The sequence below is a fragment of the Haladaptatus sp. AB618 genome (genome assembly GCF_024136965.1).
In the GTDB taxonomy this organism is placed as follows: Archaea; Halobacteriota; Halobacteria; order Halobacteriales; family Haladaptataceae; genus Haladaptatus.
This window is the reverse complement of the sequence record NZ_JAMYJX010000008.1, coordinates 57105-72716: the sequence shown is the minus strand read 5'-3', so window position 1 is coordinate 72716 and position 15612 is coordinate 57105. Positions and strand designations below refer to the sequence as shown.

Genomic DNA, 15612 nt, shown 5'->3' with positions numbered 1-15612 from the left:
CGGAACGTATCGTTAATCATGATGATCGGGGTCTTCCTCTTCGCCGAACTGTTCATCACGGTCGTCTTCCTCTCGGTCGCCGCGGGCATCCTCTATCAGTGCCATACGGCGGACGAGTGGGAACCACGCGGTCTCGTGGACATGGAACGTGATGCCGGGATCGACGAGGAGTGGCGTTAGTCGCGCCACTGGGCGTGGAGTTCGCTGTGATGTGCCCGCTCGTCCGGATCGGTGATGATCGAAACCATCTCTTTTCTATCGAGTGCGTATCGACGCTCTTCGTCCCGCGTGACGAGCGAGCGATTCCGTAGTTCCGCGAGGAGGCTCTGAATCTGCGCGATCGATGCCGCCACCTCGTCGTCGATCTCGTGGACCGTCATCGGCCCACTCTTCGCGAGCGCGGCGACGACGTCCCAGGTGTGATTTTCGTTGCACAGCGAATCACGGCGCGCGGCATCGATTCGGACCACGACGGCGTCGGTGTTCGCCAACTCCACCAACGACGACGTTTCGGAGGTGGATCGATTCGAAACGGCGCTCCCGAGTTCGCGTCCGCGCTCCTTGAGTTCGCGTTGGTAGGCCTCTATCGAACCCTTGTCGTCCGGACTGGTTCGATCGATGCCCGTCTCGTTCGGGTTCCCCCACGTCGTCCGTCCCTTCGGGATGCCGTCCGTCGATTCGGCGTTTCGTGCAGGCCACGGTTCGACATCGTCGGAGGCGGCCGGTTCCTCGTCCTCGGCCCCATCCCGCTCGACGTTCAGTGGGTCTTCGCTCTCCGCGACGTCCTCTATTTCTCTGGTGTCCTCGATTTCCCTGCCGTCCTCGACCTCCGCGGCGTCCTCGCCGTTAGCCTCCCAGTCCTGAAACGACCGCTGTTCGGTTCGCTCGTTTTCCAGTTCTTCGAGTCTGGTTTCGAGTTCCCGGATTCGTTCGTTCTTCTCGCGGAGTCGCTCCTCGAACTCCTCCGGACCGCCGATGTCGCCGTGGGCGAGCGCGTTCGCCATCTTCCGCGCCGCGTTGGACACGTCCCGCGCCGTCTGGAGTTCGTTCTCCAACTCGGCGATTTGAGCCTGTTTTCGCTCCAGTTGGCTCTCCAGTTCGGCCACGCGGTCGTGTTCCTGCTCCTGAAGCTCCGTGATGCCCTCCAAATCCTGCATCAGCGCGTCGCTGACGGACTTGAGTTCCGGACGCTCGAAGTCGTCGAGGCCGGGCGTCGCACCTGCATCGAACGTACGTTTACGGTCGAACTGCACCCGGCGAATCCCGCCGTCGGTCCAGTCCGTCTGGACGAACCCCTCTCCGGCGTCGAGGTTGGGTACCTCATTCCCGTACTCGCTGCCGACGATTCGGCTGACGACTTTCGTGTCGTTCTCCCACGTCAAGCGATGCCAGACCAGCCAGTTCGCCTGCGTGATGAAGTCCTTTTTCACGTCGGCGGGGCGCTGGCTGATGCCCATGATGCCGAGGCCGTGTTTCCGTCCGCGCTTGCCCACCTTGATGAGCATCTTCCCCGTCTCGCCCATGCCGCCGCCCTCCGGGATGTACTCGTGGCACTCCTCGACCACCAGCAGGAACGGTTTTTTGAGCTTTTTCTCCTTGGCGAACAGGTGCCGCGCCGTCTCGCGGATGAGCGCGTTCGCCTCGTCGTCGTCCAGGTATCCGGAGACGTCGATGATGATTGGGACGTTCTGTTCGAGCGCGAGCGACGCCACCTTCTCGGCGTGCTCGGCCCCGACTTGGATGTCACATTCCTCGTCCGCGCCGACGTGCAGGAGTTCGTACTCCTCTTTCAGGCCGTAGTACTCGCCGTCCGCGTCGATGATGGCGACGGGGTATCCAGCGTCGAGCAGTTGCTCGACCACGACGGACGCCGTGTTCGACTTTCCGGACCCCGACTTTCCGGTGACGAACCCGCGCCCCGTCAGGATTTCGACGACCGGAATCGAGACGTCGGTGTCGTCGGCGACGAGGTGACCGACCGGCAGTTGTTGTTCGTTGTCCATTCTCTTACATTCTCGATTCGGCAGCGAATCCTTCAATTTTTGCATCAACGGGGTCGGGGAAACGGCGGGATATTGTTGGTCTTTGTCACCTTGTGTGGTTCGGGAGTTGCAATCACAGCAAAACCAACCATCTCGCTCCACCCAAAATTACCAAGCCGTTATCGTAGTGGACGGGGAACGGATTTCGAAACCGAACCCACGACGTCAAACACACTCCTCAGTTTCGCCGTCCCCGTGACCCAATTCTTCAAACCGATTCCCCGACAACTACCTCCCATGCCCTTTCCCGAAGCGCTCGACGGCCACGTCATCGACGGTCACGTCCATCTCATGCCCCAGAAGCTCATGGCCGCAATACGAAAGTCACTCACCGAAGAAGCGGGGTGGTCGTTCGAGCATCCGACCGACCGGGAGCGGATGGAGGAAAAACTCCGTTCGATGGGTGTCGAACGCTACGTTGCCCTTCCGTACGCGCACAAACGCGGGATGTCGAGGGAACTGAACGAGTGGGTGCTGACCCGATCGAGGGAGTCCGAAATGGCGATTCCGTTCGCCACGGTGCACGGCGACGACGACGTGGCGGCGGTCGTCCGCGAGGCGTTCGAGGCGGGTGCGAGGGGATTGAAGTTCCAGTGTCCGGTGCAGGGATGCGGCCCGGCGGACCCCCGACTCGACCCGGCGTTCGAGGCGGCCGCCGAGTACGACAAACCGATCCTGTTCCACGCGGGGACGGCACCGATGTTCGAGGATAGCCCGCACGTCGGGGCCGAGAAGTTCGCCGAGTTCGTCGAATCGTATCCGGAAATTCGAGCGTGTGCGGCCCACATGGGCACGTTCGAGACGGGGAAATTCCTGAACTTCGCGCGGGACCACGAAAACGTCTTTCTGGACACGACGATGGCGTTGTCGCCCCGCTCGGCGGACGTGTTGGGGTTCGACGCGGACGGTATTTCGGACGAGACGCTGGTCGAACTCGCCGAATCGGTGCAGTTCGGCACGGACTTCCCGAACGTGCCGTATCCCTACGAAGACGAACGCCGGGGACTGCTCGAACGCGAGTTACCGGCGTCCGTGTACGAGGACCTCTTCCGGAATACGGCGGAGCGATTTCTGGGCGAGAGATAGCCATCAGATCACTCGATTCGGCGTTTTGTAGCCGAGAAGAACTCTAACGAAACCGTCGAGCGATGCGCAAGGAAAATACTATGCTCGTCCGTCAGAGAGGAAGTGTATGAATCCCGAGAAAATAACCCTCGAAGCCCTCGACCGGATCGGGAATGGGGGGGGAGCCGTTCTCGGCACGAGAGTTTGCGAGGGAAGCGGGATGCGGTTCGGATGTCGGTACGGCGATGCTCGAAGAACTCGCGGAGCAGGGGGTCGTACGCTCCAAGGAGATTTCCCCGGAAACTCGCGTCTGGTGGCGTCCGGCCGACTTCGAACAGGAGGACACGCAGTTACAGTCGTTGATCGATGAAGTCCAAGAGTACGCCATTTTCATGCTCGACCCTGACGGGTACATCGCGACGTGGAACAAGGGTGCGGAGAAGATCAAGGGATACACTGCCGACGAAGTCATCGGCGAGCACTTCTCGAAGTTCTACACCGAGGGAGACGAGGAGGCGGGCGTTCCGGAACACCACCTCGAAATCGCAGTCGAGAAAGGACGTACCGAGTACGAGGGCTATCGGGTTCGGAAGGACGGCACGCGGTTCTGGGCCAACGTCGTCATCACGTCCCTTTGGAACGACGATGGGAGCCTCAGGGGGTTCACCAAAGTCACTCGGGACATGACCGAGCGTCGGGAGGCGAAACAACGTCTCCAGTCGGAACGCGACCTGATCGAACAGGCGCTCGAAATCGTCCCGGTCGGTATCTCGGTCATCTCGTCGGACGGGACCTTCTTGCGGTCGAACTCCTGGATCTCCGATCGTCTCGGAATCGATGAATCGGAACTGCAGCAGTACACGGCCACGTCGTGGGACCTCTACGATGTGGATGGCGAGCCGATTCCGCTCGAAGACGACCCGTTCACACGGGTGATCGAAACCGGTGAACCCGTGGTCGATTTCCATTGTCAGTTCCGTCCCGAAAGCGACGACCCGCGATGGCTCTCGATAAACGTCTCCCCTATCGAGGATACCGAGGACGAGGTCGGTCGTGTCGTGTACGCCATCGACGACATCACCGAACAGAAAGAGCGAACGGAGCAACTCCGACGTGAGCGAAATCAGACCGAACGACTGTTGGAAACGTCACCGGTCGCCATCTCGGTGCAGGATGCGGACGGGACGATACGGCTCGCAAACCGGCGAGCACAGGAGCTCCTCGGCTTATCCGAACACGAAATGATCGCGGAACGGGAGAACGCCGACGAGTGGGGTCTCTTCGATGTGGACGGTGATCCCCTTCCTCCGGAGGAGTCACCGGCCGCGCGCGTTCACGCTACGGGCGATCCGATGCACGACGAGGAAATCGCCATCGAAAAGCCGAACGGCGAACGGCTGTGGCTGTCCGTCAGCGCCGCCCCCGTGTACAGTCCCGACGGGGAACTCGAACGGATCATCTCGGCTGGCGAGGACATCACCGAACTCAAACAGCGGGAGCGCGAACTCGAACGCAGACGGAGCGAACTCGAAACCGAACTGAGCGAGATTCTCGGCCGTGTCTCGGACGCCTTTTTCGCGCTCGACGACGAGTGGCAGTTCACGCACGTCAACGACCGTGCGGAGGAGATTCTGTCGGAGTCCGCCGACGAAGTACTCGGAAAGCGGTTCTGGGACGTGCTTACCGACACCGGCGACACGCTCCTGTGGGAGGAGTTCCACGCCGCGATGGAGACCCAAACGCCGACCACATTCGAACTCAACTACGAACGGCTCGGTATCTGGATCGAGATAAACGCCTACCCGTCGGAGACGGGTCTCTCGGTCTATTTCCACGATATCTCCAAGCGAAAGGAGCGTGAACGCCGATTGGAGCAGTTCGCAAGCATCGTCTCACACGACCTTCGGAACCCGTTGTCCATCGCACAGATGTATCTGACAGAGGCCGAGATAAACGGGCAGGAGAGCGATTTCGAGGAGGTGAAGCGCGCACACGACCGGATGGAACGGATCATCCACAACCTGTTGCGGATGGCGCAGAACACGGAGGCGACCATCGAACCGAGCAGCGTCTCCCTTCCGAGCGTCATCGACCGGGCGTGGGGTCACGTCAAAACGTTCGATGCGACCCTCCACATCGACGAGGCGATGCCGGTAGTGTTGGCCGACGAAGACCAACTCCAAACGGTGTTCGAGAACCTGTTTCGGAACGCAGTCGAACACGGGGGTCCCGAAACGGAGATACGCGTCGGGAGGCTCTCCGACGGGTTCTTCGTGGAGGACGATGGACCGGGAATTCCGTTCGACGAACGGTCCAAGGTGTTCGACTACGGCCACACCGTAAACGACGGGACGGGGTACGGACTCACCATCGTCTCCGAGTGCGTCGAGACCCACGGGTGGGAGATAGACGTGGTCGGTTCCACGAGCGGCGGTGCCAGATTCGAAATCCGCGGCGTCACGGAAGGCAGTAGTTCGGCGGGGCGGTACTGAGTTATTTATCCGTCGGCGGGGGATAGGTTTAGATATGACCTCCGGTATTCACGTCCAACTCGCGGTGAGCGACGCGGGTGGATGTCCCGTCTCGTCGATCAGCGAGGAGTTGGAAATCGAATCCCTCCGCGTGGACCAACACGCCACGCGGACGGCGACGGGAGTCGTCGGCGAACTGACGGTCGACCGCTCCGACGACGCCGGAACGGAACCGGCGGCGGTCGAGGAAGTGTTCGTCGACGAGACGAAATCGGTGTATCGGTACACGCACGAAGACGAGTGTCCATGTCAGCGCGTGCCGGATCACGGTTGTCCCGTTCGGACCCTCCGGGCGGATTCCGGCCGACTCGTCCTCTCGTTCATCGCGCCCGACCTCGAAACGCTCCGTGGTGTCGTCACCGACTTGCGGTCGTGCTGCGGGAACGTGACCGTGAATCGGCTCACACGGTCCGCGGCCGCCGACGAGCGGTCGTTGCTGTTCGTGGACCGTACAGCGTTCACCGACCGCCAGTACGAGGCGCTCGAAACGGCCCACGAAATGGGGTACTTCGCATCGCCGAAAGGGGCGACCGCCGAGGAGGTCGCAACCGAACTCGGGATTTCGGTCGCCACGTTCCTCGAACACCTCTCGGTCGCACAGACGAAACTGCTCGACCAAATCCTTTCGTCCTGAAACCGCCGTCGGCGGATGAATCACCGGTCCAATAATCGGCGAACCCATTGAACCCGTCGAACCCGTCGAACGTGAACCACGAACCGGCCGGACGCGGTCCACGAATCCGTCGAGGCGAGTCACGAACCGTGAACCGTGTCCCTCGTTCACGTTTCACTTGCTATCAATTCACACCCAATTAAATAAACCCGTGTATGGTAGTGACCAACCGTATGCGAAATCCCCGCCGACATTCGTAACGACACGATGTCTCAATCAGTGTATCAGGAAATCGGTGGTCACAGTGCGGTCGAAGCGGTCGTCACGGACTTCTACGACCACGTGTTGTCCGACGAGCGACTCGTTCCCTACTTCGAGGGAATGGACATGCAAGAACTACGCGCACATCAAATCCAGTTCATCAGTGCGGTTGCCGGTGGTCCGGTCGAGTATACGGGTGCGGACATGCGCGAGGCGCACGACCATCTCGACATCGACGAACCCGACTTCGATGCCGTCGGCGAACATCTCGAAAACGCGCTTCGAACGAACGGCGTCGATGACGACAACGTCGAGGCGATCATGGCGGAAGTCGTCGCGCTCAAAGACCCTATTCTCGGTCGATAACGGACTCTTCAGGGACGGACTCCGTGGGTGTGGTGTTCGAAAACACCGCCGACTCTTCGGACTTTCCACACGGTATCCGTCCGACGAAACTGCCGTAAACCGTCCGTTTATCCCTCTCAATCGGCTCAGTTTAGGTATGACTGCAGATTCGTTTTCCCGAAACGAACCGACCCCGGAAACGTACGTGACGGTGATCGCGGAGTGAGTTCCGACCACGACACGAAAACCGTCGTTCTCAGTCTCATCGCGGGCGTCTTCTTCGGCGGCATCGGCGGCGGCGTCGCCTTTCCGACGTTGCCACGACTCGGCACACTACTCGGTTTTTCGGCGCTGACCGTCGGCATCATCCTCGCCATCAACCGATTCACCCGAATGCTGTTGAACACGCCCGCCGGAACGATTCTCGACCGCTTCGGCACTCGACGACCCATGCTCGTCGGGTTCGTCCTGCAAGGACTCGCGCCGTTCGGCTACGTCCTCGGGTTGACGGCCGCGTGGACGAAGGGTCTCGCGGGCGCGCTTCCGCTGACGGCGACCGCCGTGAGCGCCACGACGTTCGCCGGGTCGCGCGTGCTGTGGGGAATCGGGTCGGCGTTCGTCTTCGTCGGCGCGTTCAGCACCGTGACGAAGGTCACGACGACGGAAAACCGCGGCAAGTGGACGGGTTACCTGCGCGGCGGGCAGAGTCTCGGGTTTCCAACCGGACTCGTCGTCGGCGGACTCGTTGCGAACATATACGGGTTCACCCCGGCCTTTCTCGTCGCGGGCGTCGCCGGGTTGTTCGCCGCGTTCGTCGCTTTCCTCGTCCTACCCGACCTCCAACCCGCCGTCGAAACCGACACCGGACTGCGCGAGATACCGAGCATCGTCACCTCCGACGTTCGCATCCTCTCGGTCGGACTCGTGAACTTCGTCGTCCGATTCCTCTTCGCCGGGGTACTCCTCTCGACGGTCGTGGAGTACGCCGCGGCGGTCGGCATCCACATCGGCTTTCTCGACGCGACCGGGATCAGCGGCGTCGTGATGGCCGTCAGCGTGCTGTTCTCCAGCGCTACGACGCTGGTCGCCGGTCCGGCGTCCGACCGCGTGTCGAACCGTGCGTTCGTCTCGATTCCGTCGCTCGGTTTCCTCGCCGTCGGTTTCGGCCTTCTCGCCTTCGTTCCGACGCTTGCCGGGACGTTCGTCGGCGTGGCTGTCATCGGTATCGGCGTCGAGGCCGTGAACATTCCCCTGCTCGCGTATCTGGGCGACATCAGCCCTGAAAACGATGTGGGAAAACTGGGGGGCGTCTACAACGTCTTCGGCGACTTCGGTTCGACGGTCGGCCCGCTCGTCGCCCTCCCGTTCGCCGTCCAGTTCAGTTACACCACGGAGTACCTCGTCTGCGTGCTACTGGTCGTTGCAACGGCTCTCATCGGCGCGCTCACGCTGCTCGGCGGCAACGACACCCAACGTCCGATTTCGGTGCCGAGCGACGACTGAGTTTCAGGCAGTTGGATGAGGAATCGCCTCCCGAGAAAACCACCAAAGCTCTTTCACGACCGCAAACGTGCGGTGATATATGTTTTGTATCCGACGGATATCGACAGTCGAACGCGCCGTTTCCAACCATCCGTGACCGATGAACGCCGTTGAACTCTCGGAAGAAGGACCGACCGAGTGGTATAGCGAACCGCGCGACCGCGTTTTCGAGCGACTGGATTCGGACGAGGGGGGGTTGACCGACGATGACGCCGCGGACCGACGAGCGGAGTTCGGACCGAACGAACTGGAGCAGGAAGCCGGGATTTCGCCATACAGACTGTTTCTCTCCCAGTTTCAGGATTTCCTCATCTACCTGCTGATATTCGCCGCCCTCCTCTCGGTCGCGGTCGGGGTGCTCCCGGGGACAACCCCCAAATACGAGGAGGCGGCCCTGATACTGCTCATCTTGCTGGCGAACGGTCTCTTTGGGTTCGTGCAGGACTACCGAGCCGAGATGTCCATCAAATCCCTGCAGGAACTCTCCACGCCGAACGCGACCGTACTCCGAAACGGGGAGACCGTCACCGTCGATGCCGCGGACGTCGTTCCGGGCGACATCGTCGTCATCGAGCAGGGGTCAGTGATTCCGGCGGACGCGCGACTCGTGGAATCGACGGCGATGGAGACGAACGAAGCCGCCCTCACCGGCGAAAGCACGTCCGCCACCAAGGAATCGGGGACCGTCGACGCAGACGCGCCGCTGGCCGAACGGAACAACATGGTGTACATGAATACGACCGCGATCAAAGGTCGGGGGCGGGCCGTCGTCGTGGCTACGGGGATGGACACCGAAGTGGGCGACATCGCGACCGAGATTCAGGAGGCCGAACCGCGGGAAACACCCTTCCAGAAGGAAGTGGACGAACTCGGAAAACGGATCGGGTTCGGTATCGTCGCGCTGATTCTCGTCATCGCGGCCACCCAATTCGTGTTCACTGCCGCGGGGTGGCTCTCGATACTGCTGACCGGAATCACGTTGGCAGTCGCGGCGGTCCCCGAGGGGTTACCGGCGGTCGTGACGTTGACGCTGGCGCTGGGGTCGAGAAAGATACTCAACCGCGACGCGCTGGTCCGACGACTCCCGGTGGTCGAAAGCCTCGGCTCCGTCGAGGTCATCGTGAGCGACAAGACAGGGACGCTCACCGAGAACCAGATGACGGTCAAGCGGGTGTACTTCGACGGCACTGCCTACGACGTCACCGGAACGGGCCTCTCGACGGACGGCGAGTTTCGACGCGACGGCGAACGTGCGGACGCCGAAGAACTCACACCCCTCCTGTCCTGCGGGGCGTACTGTAACGACGCCGAACGAACGCCGAACTCCGCGGACGAGGAGTATTACGGCGACCCGACCGAGGTCGCCCTTCTGGTCTCCGCCGCGAAGTCGAACGTCAGTCCCGGTCACGAGCGTCTCCGCGAAATTCCGTTCTCCTCCGAGCGAAAGCGGATGACGGTCGTCGCCCGGGAATCGCTCTCCGTCCTTTCGCACGGCGACCCCGTCGATGTCGATTCGACCCCGACCGCCTACATGAAAGGGGCACCGGAGGTGGTTCTGGAACGCTGTGATCGATTCCTCGAAGACGGGGAAGTTCGGGAACTCACGGACCCGAAACGCGAGGGAATCCTCGAGCGGAATCGGAGGTTCGCTTCGAACGCGCTCCGGGTGCTCGGCTTCGCCGCTCGGTCGGTCGATGACACCGAGGCGGACCCGGAGGATATCGAACGGGACATGGTATTTCTCGGTCTCCAAGGGATGATCGACCCGCCTCGGGACGAAGTCCCGGAGGCTATCGAGGACTGTCAGCACGCAGGAATACGGGTCGTCATGGCGACGGGCGACAACCTCGACACGGCGAAAGCCATCGGCCGGGACATCGGGTTCGATTCGGAGACGGCGATGGTCGGCGCGGATGTCGAAGCCCTTTCCGACGACGAACTGCGTGACGTCGTCGAGCGTGTCGACGTCTTCGCTCGCGTATCGCCCCAGCACAAAGTCCGGATCCTTCAGGCGCTTCAGGGGAACGGACACACCGTCGCCATGACGGGAGACGGGGTCAACGACGCACCGGCACTCCGGAACGCCGACGTCGGTATCTCGATGGGCATCCGTGGCACCGACGTCGCTCAACAGGCGTCGGACATGGTGTTGCTGGACGACAACTTCGTCACCATCCGCGACGCCGTCGCCGAGGGGCGTGCCATCTTCGACAACATCCGAAAGTTCGTGAACCTGTTGTTGTCCGCGAACGCCGGTGAGGTCCTCACCGTCTTCTTCGGCGTCTTCGTCGGCACGCTCCTCTTTCCGGACCTGTTCGCGGCCGAAGCCGATCCGCTCATCCTGACGCCGGTCATGCTGCTCTGGATCAACATCGTGACCGACGGCCTTCCGGCGCTCGCTCTCGGAACCGACCCCAAAGCGCCCAACATCCTCGACAGACCCCCACGGAACGACGGTCAGGGTGTCATCGACCGTCGCATGGTGTTCTCCATCGTCTCGATCGGTCTCACGATGACGGTCATCGGGTTGGGCGTCTTCTTCTACGGATTGGCGGCCGTCCGTGAGCTCGTCACGGCACAGACCCTGCTGTTCACGTTCATCGTCACCGTCGAGATGGTCGTCATCCAGGTCATCCGATCCCGATACAACCAATCCCCGTTCTCGAACCCGTGGCTGATCGCCGCCGTCGCCGTGTCGTTCGGTCTCCAACTGCTCGTGCTCTATACGCCGCTGAACGCCCTGTTCGACGTGTTTCCCGTCTCGGCCGCTCACTGGGTCTGGATCGCACTCGGCACCGTCGCGTTCGTCATCGTCACGACGGTCGCCGAACGAACGCTCGGATGAACCCGCAATAGATTCCGACCGTCGGTTTTCCCCGCCGATATCGCTTATCCTAAACGGTCCCGTATAGTCCCCATGGCACAACGAATCCTCGTCCCGATAGACGGTTCCCCGTTGTCCTCGAAAGCGCTCGAAGTCGCGCTTTCGGACTATCCGGATACCACGGTCACGGTGTTGTACGTCATGGACCCCATCGGATCCGGGTTCAACATCGTCGAAGTCATGCGACCGAAGTTCACGGACGGTGCCCCGCCGGGGTCCGTTTCGATGGAGTACTGGAACGAGTGGTACGAATCCGCCCACGAGAAAGCAACGAACCTGTTCGACGCGGCACAGGAACTCGCGGACGAGTTCGACGTCACGCTAGTGACCGCCGTCGAATTCGGCGAGCCGAAACACGTCATCGTCGAATACGCGGAGGAACACGACATGGACCGCATCGTCCTCGGAAGTCACGGTCGGTCCGGTGCGACCCGTCTCATGCTCGGGAGCGTCGCCGAAGCGGTCACGCGGCGGGCATCGGTTCCGGTATTGATCGTCAAGTGATCTGTTCCGCCCGTCGTCAGGTATCCCTGATCGTCGCCCGAAGGTGGCCGGTGTCGGTGGATTTCGTGGGGTCGCGTGTCGACAATCGTAGCTCCCAATCGTGGGTATCGACCGCCCGAGCCCACTCTATCGACACCGGATCGGGAAGGATTCGGTTGAGTTCGATGGCGAGCGGAAGCGTCGGAAGGTAGCGTTCGTCCCCGTCGAGCGCGTATTCGGAGAGCGTGACGAGCCATCCGCGGGATGACGACGTGTCGTCCAGGGGAGTGAGGTGATAGTCGGCCGCGATGGACACCGAAACCAGACGCTGAAGGGCGGTCTCTATCGTCCTCCCGTCGTCTTCGACCGGCGGCATTCGTCTCGACGCGGCTTCGAGGACGTGGTGTTGTTCGTCCGCGGACAACTGGTCGGTCAACTCGACGACCATGCTTTCGAGCAGCACGAGACAGAACTCGTCCCGGTCCGCGACCGACTCCGCGGCGTCCAGATACACGTCCATCACCGCACGCTCTACGCGCTCGTATCCCTCGTCCGCGAGCGTCTCGAAGAGCGCGCCGGTAACGTCGTGACAGAAATCGATGAGCGGCTGTCGGTCGGTAACCGAACCGTCCGCAGTCGATTCGTCCTTCCGTCGCGCCAGCGCTGTCGTGTCTCCGGCCGTCTCTCCGACGAGGGCGTACGTTTCCGGTGCCTCGCAGACGATGAGGTCGTGGTACGGTAGCTGTGGGTCGTACCGACGAAGCGCTGCTCGATACTGTTCGGCGAAGCGGAGTGCCGCCCGTGCGGTGTGTCGGCTGTCGAACCGTCGTCCCGCGATGGGAACCGGGCTGGTCCCCGTGCGGGCGCAGATGATGTGATATACACCGTCGTCCGTTTCGAGCGATTCGACGCTTCGGCGAATGTCGTGGAGCGTGTGTCCTACCATGCGTGTGTCCGTCGCGTTCCCGTGTAATCGGCGTTCGTTGGGGTCCTCCGGCGGTGTGAGGCGGAAGTGCTACGCGTGTCCACCGTTTCATCGTTGCCCTGTTCCATGGTTTTAGGCTAGCCTAAAAACCTAAAAGTGTTTTGTTCGATGTATAAATGGTGCGTATATCGACACGGTTCGGATGCTTCCATCACCCCCCTCACCTTTTTCGTCATTCAGATCGGTTTATCACCGTTAGAGTCCTCGTAACCGTCGTAAACGGCGGTTGTGATCCCTTCGAAAACGGGTGCATCGACCCCGACAACGTCCAAATAATTTTAGGGCATCCAAAAAAATTGTTTTCCTTTGAAAAGATATATGTGGCTGGACCACGGAGTAGTAGTTGCAATGAGTGTTCAAGAGGAAGTCCGTCAGAAGGCCGGTACGGTCGAGGAGAACCCGGTTCGCCTCGAAGAGGCGAAGGCAGAACAGATCATCGACGCGTTGAACACGGACCTCGCGGACGCGTACGTGCTCTACCATCAACTACACAAGCACCACTGGAACGTCGAAGGGGCCGAACACCACGACATCCACCTCTTCCTTCAGGAAGCGTACGAGGAAGTCGAGGAGGCCGCGGATGCGGTTGCGGAGCGCGTCCAGGCGATCGGTGGCGTCCCGCACGCCAGCATGGCGACTCTCTCGGCGGCCGCGACGGTCGAACCCGAGGACGAGGACGTGTACGACATTCGGACTTCGCTCCGCCACGACCTCGGAATGTACGGCGACATCATCGAGAGCTACCGCGACCACATCGAACTCGCGAACGGACTGGGCGACTACGCGACTGAAGAAATGCTTCGAGAACAACTGGTGGAGCTAGAAGAGTACGCGCACACCATCGCCCACTACCTCGAAGACGACACGCTCGTCCTCGAATCCGCGACGCACTGATTCCGTCGCTCTTCTATCGTCTCGCTTTTGATTTCGTCGAATTGTCGAATATTACCGCAACGACGAGACGACAGTATCCGTTGCGATCCAGCCATCCGTGTTTCCGTCTTCGATGAAAACGAACCGCTCGGGCCGTGTTTCGCAGAGATCGATATCCGGAGTCGTCGATCGGGAGGGGGTGGTCGTTTCGTCAACGGCCCGTGAGTTGACAGCCATCGGAGATTTTTAGGGTGGCCTAAAAGAAAAAGGGTTCGATTCCCGTTCGGGATGTATCCCACCGATTTCATTTTCGTCTCTGTGGGGTGCTACCAAGAGTCGAAATCTTTACCCCCTCTTCCGAAAACCATCTACATGACAGTTCATGAAGAAGGAAATGACGACGTTGGATTTCCTCGACCGCGCCGTTGACTGCTACGATGACGTGGTCGGCGTCATCGCGGACGACGGTACGGAGTACACCTACGAAGAATTCAGCGAGCGGGTCGACCGATTCGCGAACGTTCTGGCGGACCTCGGGGTCGAACAGGGCGACCGCGTGGCGATGCTGGCGTCGAACACCCACTACTTCCTCGAAGCGTTGTACGCGACCAACCATCTGGGCGCGGTGTACGTCCCGATGAACTACCGTCTCGTGCCCGCTAACTACGAGTACATCCTCAACGACTGTGAGGCGTCGGTCGTCATCGCGGATTACGACTTCGCCGAAAAGGTCGAAGCGGTTCGGGATTCGGTGCCAGCCGAGTTTTTCATCGGCTACGAAGCGGACAGAATCGATGGCGATTGGCAGGACTACATGACCCTCGTGGACGAGGCGTCGGCCGACGCGCCGGAGCGGGCGGATATCTCGGAGGACGACGACGCGAGCATCAACTACACGTCCGGAACCACGGGCGACCCGAAGGGCGTCGTTCGAACCCACCGCACCGAACACTGGCACGCCATCGTGCTCAACCAGCACATGGAGATTCGGGACGACGACACCTACCTCTGGACGCTCCCGATGTTCCACTGCAACGGGTGGGGCCACACCTACGCCATCACCGGAACCGGCGCTACGCACGTCTGTCTCCGGAAGTTCACCCCGGAGCGCACGCTCGAAAAGATTCGAAACTACGACGTGTCGTTCATGTGTGGCGCGCCGACGGTGCTCAACCGCGTCATCGCGTTCAACGAGAACAACCCCGACGTAGGGACGACGGGCGACCGCGAACTGCGCATCGCCACGGCCGGAAGCGCCCCCGCGACGGCGACCATCGAAACCGTCGAGGACGACATCGGGTGGCGCATCATCCATATTTACGGGTTGACCGAGACCGCACCCATCATCACCACGTCGAACTCGCCGCGCCGCCTCGCCGAACGCGGGCGCTCCCTGAAGGTCAAACAGGGGAGCGAGGTCATCTGCACCGACGTTCGCGTCGTTCACGATGACGGCAGTGACGTTCCCCCGGATGGAGAGACGATGGGCGAAGTCGTCGTCCGCGGCAATCAGGTGATGGACCGATACCTGAACAAACCGGAGGCGACCGACGAGGCGTTCAACGACCGTCTGCCGGGCTACTTCCACACGGGCGACCTCGCGACCATCGACGAGGACGGGATGATCTCGATTCAGGACCGCAAGAAGGACATCATCATCTCGGGCGGCGAGAACGTCTCGTCCATCGAAGTCGAGGACGTGTTGTACGACCATCCCGACATCGCCAAGGCGGCGGTCATCCCCACGCCGAGCGACGAATGGGGCGAACTCGTGACGGCCGTCGTCGTCCCGAAACCCGGCGTCGAACTGTCCGATGCGGACGTGGAGGACTTCTGCCGCGAGCGGATGGCGGGCTACAAGATTCCGCGCAAGATCATCGTGGACGACGACCTGCCGGAAACCGCGACCGGCAAAGTCCAGAAGTACCAACTCCGGCAGGAGTTCTGGGAGGACGAGGACCGACTCATCGGCCAGGGGTAGTCGCCCA

13 protein-coding genes are annotated in these 15612 nt (G+C 61.3%); 10 read left to right on the top strand and 3 right to left on the bottom strand.

The window, feature by feature from the left end; genetic code table 11:
- Positions 1-18: 18 nt before the first annotated feature.
- Positions 19-180, top strand: coding sequence for a hypothetical protein (locus NKF26_RS20050; protein WP_190303849.1), 162 nt, complete (start codon positions 19-21; stop codon positions 178-180).
- On the opposite strand, the gene NKF26_RS20045 is transcribed toward NKF26_RS20050, so the two are convergent.
- Positions 177-2003: an ATP-binding protein gene (locus NKF26_RS20045; protein WP_253227851.1), complete on the bottom strand. Its 1827-nt coding sequence runs from the start codon at positions 2001-2003 to the stop codon at positions 177-179. The genes NKF26_RS20050 and NKF26_RS20045 overlap by 4 nt on opposite strands.
- 276 nt (positions 2004-2279) lie before the next feature.
- Here NKF26_RS20045 and NKF26_RS20040 point away from each other — a divergent pair, with 276 nt between their 5' ends.
- The 7 genes from NKF26_RS20040 (at position 2280) to NKF26_RS20010 (ending at position 11787) form a co-directional block, all read left to right on the top strand.
- A complete protein-coding gene (locus tag NKF26_RS20040; RefSeq protein ID WP_253234798.1) occupies positions 2280-3128 on the top strand; it encodes an amidohydrolase family protein in 849 nt (282 codons plus the stop codon).
- A gap of 152 nt (positions 3129-3280) precedes the next feature.
- The gene (locus NKF26_RS20035; protein WP_253227849.1) at positions 3281-5599 is read left to right on the top strand and encodes a PAS domain S-box protein; all 2319 of its coding nucleotides are present in this window, start codon (positions 3281-3283) and stop codon (positions 5597-5599) included.
- 34 nt (positions 5600-5633) lie between these two features.
- A complete protein-coding gene (locus tag NKF26_RS20030; RefSeq protein ID WP_253227848.1) occupies positions 5634-6272 on the top strand; it encodes a helix-turn-helix domain-containing protein in 639 nt (212 codons plus the stop codon).
- A 246-nt stretch (positions 6273-6518) separates the two neighbouring features.
- Entirely contained in the window at positions 6519-6878 is a 360-nt protein-coding gene (locus tag NKF26_RS20025; protein WP_253227847.1) for a group 1 truncated hemoglobin, read from the top strand.
- 201 nt (positions 6879-7079) lie between these two features.
- Entirely contained in the window at positions 7080-8360 is a 1281-nt protein-coding gene (locus NKF26_RS20020) for an MFS transporter (RefSeq protein ID WP_253227846.1), read from the top strand.
- A gap of 139 nt (positions 8361-8499) precedes the next feature.
- A complete protein-coding gene (locus tag NKF26_RS20015) occupies positions 8500-11244 on the top strand; it encodes a cation-transporting P-type ATPase (RefSeq protein WP_253227845.1) in 2745 nt (914 codons plus the stop codon).
- Between the two features lie 72 nt (positions 11245-11316).
- Positions 11317-11787, top strand: a complete 471-nt coding sequence (locus tag NKF26_RS20010; RefSeq protein ID WP_253227844.1) for a universal stress protein — start codon at positions 11317-11319, stop codon at positions 11785-11787.
- 16 nt (positions 11788-11803) lie between these two features.
- On the opposite strand, the gene NKF26_RS20005 is transcribed toward NKF26_RS20010, so the two are convergent.
- Entirely contained in the window at positions 11804-12712 is a 909-nt protein-coding gene (locus tag NKF26_RS20005; protein WP_253227843.1) for a hypothetical protein, read from the bottom strand.
- A 387-nt stretch (positions 12713-13099) separates the two neighbouring features.
- Between NKF26_RS20005 and dpsA the strand changes: the two genes are divergently transcribed.
- On the top strand, positions 13100-13645 hold the full coding sequence (gene dpsA, locus NKF26_RS20000; protein ID WP_253227842.1) for a DNA starvation/stationary phase protection protein DpsA: 546 nt from the start codon (positions 13100-13102) through the stop codon (positions 13643-13645).
- A gap of 51 nt (positions 13646-13696) precedes the next feature.
- Here the strand turns inward: dpsA and NKF26_RS19995 are convergent, their stop codons facing one another.
- Positions 13697-13861: a hypothetical protein gene (locus tag NKF26_RS19995; RefSeq protein ID WP_253234797.1), complete on the bottom strand. Its 165-nt coding sequence runs from the start codon at positions 13859-13861 to the stop codon at positions 13697-13699.
- A 145-nt stretch (positions 13862-14006) separates the two neighbouring features.
- Between NKF26_RS19995 and NKF26_RS19990 the strand changes: the two genes are divergently transcribed.
- On the top strand, positions 14007-15605 hold the full coding sequence (locus tag NKF26_RS19990) for a class I adenylate-forming enzyme family protein (protein WP_253234796.1): 1599 nt from the start codon (positions 14007-14009) through the stop codon (positions 15603-15605).
- Positions 15606-15612: the final 7 nt, after the last annotated feature.